The sequence below is a fragment of the Actinomyces succiniciruminis genome (assembly GCF_900002405.1).
Classification (GTDB): Bacteria; Actinomycetota; Actinomycetes; order Actinomycetales; family Actinomycetaceae; genus Actinomyces; species Actinomyces succiniciruminis.
On the sequence record NZ_LK995467.1, the window covers coordinates 1 to 1,628 of the forward strand.

Sequence of the window (1,628 nt, forward strand, 5' to 3'; positions counted from 1 at the left end):
GGTGTGCAACGCATCAGCAGTGACCACCGCGCCGGCCAGGTCATGGCGCCAGCAGGTCTCTTAGGGCCGGTATCTGGCTGGTCTTGTCGGCCACGCGCTGCTGGGCCACCACCGCCCCGGCCTCCTGGTCAAGGGCCGCCAGCAGGTGCGGCACCCCACCACCACCATCACCGCCACCATCATCCCCGTCTCCGCTGTTGTTGTTCTTGGGTTTGGCGCCGCGCATGGTCTCACCCGCTCGACCGCGATCACGCGCCTGCCGCCTATGGTGCCGGTGCGGGTGAACATCCACGACGCGATACGAGCGTCCAGATCGTCGGCGTCCAGGCCGGCCAGGGCGCGGCGAATCGTCGACTCCGACGGCAGCCCCCGGTCTTGCGGTAGTCCCAGTTGCCGTAGTTGGCCGTCGGTCAGGTCCCGGGCGTGCTCCCAGATCGCCAGCAGGGTGCGGCAGCCGGCCAGCACCCCCACCGCCGCCAGGGCCAGCACCACATCAAGCCGGTGGCGCGTCCCGCGCCGGCACCGGGGGTCGGGAACACTCTTGAACACTCCGGTCAGGGGCCAGGGGCTCGGCAAAGTCGTTGTCTGGTTAGGGGGTTGTTAGGAGTTTGATGGCTTTGGCGGGTCTTCGTGTCATGGCGCGGTTGGCCGAGGCGATGCCGGTGGTGGCCGGGTCGTTGTAGATGGTGCGGATCAGGCTTATGGCCAGGTTCCTCAGGGTGGCCATCACCTGCGGCCCGGAGCCGGTGCGCAGCTGGTGGCGGTCCTCGTCATAGGTCACGTCCCGTACCCAGTGGAGTCGGTTCTCAATGCTCCAGTGGCCTTGTATCCAGGCGGCGATCTGCTCGGGCTGGGCGTCCTGCATCGAAACAGAGCAGTACCCGGGTAGACGACCTCGGTGGTGCGCTTGGACTTCTTGCCGCCGTCGGGCTGGTGCTTGGTGGTGGTGCGGGTGCGACGCACCTGTAGTACTTGGGCGGCGCCGGGGAAGTCGATCCAGTCCGGGGCTGCCACGGCTTTGATGGTGCGCCGCACCCGCCGCCCGTGGGAGGTGTCCACCCCCGACACGGCGGGGACGCCCTTCCAGGGCAGGGCCTTGAGCTTGGCTCGCAGGCCGGGTTGGTTGCCCTTGACCGTCAACACATAGTCAGCGCCCCGGTCGCGTATCCGGGTGGCGGTCTCGGTCTGGGTGTGCAAAGCGTCAGCGGTGACCACCGCGCCGGTAAGGTCATAGGGCGCCAGCAGGGTCTTCAGGGCCGGGATCTCATTGGTCTTGTCTTCTACGCGCTGCTGGGTGAGCACCGCCCCGGTGCCCTGGTCAAGGGCCGCCAGCAGGTGCGGCACCCCACCACCGCCACCGCCGCCGCCACCACCGTCATCCCCGTCTTCGCTGTTGTTGTTCTTGGGTTTGGCGCCGCGCATGGTCTTGCCATCCACCGCGATCACCCTGCGTCCGCCTATGGTGCCGGTGCGGGTGAGCACCCACGAGGCGATCCGAGCGTCAAGGTCGTCGGCGTCCAGGCCGGCCAGGGTGCGGCGGATGGTGGACTCCGAGGGGATGTCCCGGTCTTGTGGTAGTCCCAGGAGCCTGTCAAGGTTTCTGTGTAAGTGGGTTGTTGCTTACAGGT

General features: G+C 67.8%; 3 protein-coding genes and 1 pseudogene. All 4 read right to left on the reverse strand.

Translation table 11 applies throughout. The annotated features are described in order from the left end of the window. Positions 1-40 precede the first annotated feature (40 nt). A complete protein-coding gene (locus BN1056_RS14520) occupies positions 41-226 on the reverse strand; it encodes a hypothetical protein (RefSeq protein ID WP_244671437.1) in 186 nt (61 codons plus the stop codon). A 71-nt stretch (positions 227-297) separates the two neighbouring features. Then, positions 298-549, reverse strand: a pseudogene (locus tag BN1056_RS14915) (transposase family protein); the annotation flags it as partial. 40 nt (positions 550-589) lie between these two features. Next, a complete protein-coding gene (locus BN1056_RS14530; RefSeq protein ID WP_342343924.1) occupies positions 590-865 on the reverse strand; it encodes a transposase in 276 nt (91 codons plus the stop codon). Next, positions 778-1,584, reverse strand: a complete 807-nt coding sequence (locus BN1056_RS14535) for an ISAs1 family transposase (RefSeq protein ID WP_342343925.1) — start codon at positions 1,582-1,584, stop codon at positions 778-780. Before BN1056_RS14535 ends, BN1056_RS14530 begins: the two co-directional genes overlap by 88 nt. Positions 1,585-1,628 lie beyond the last annotated feature (44 nt).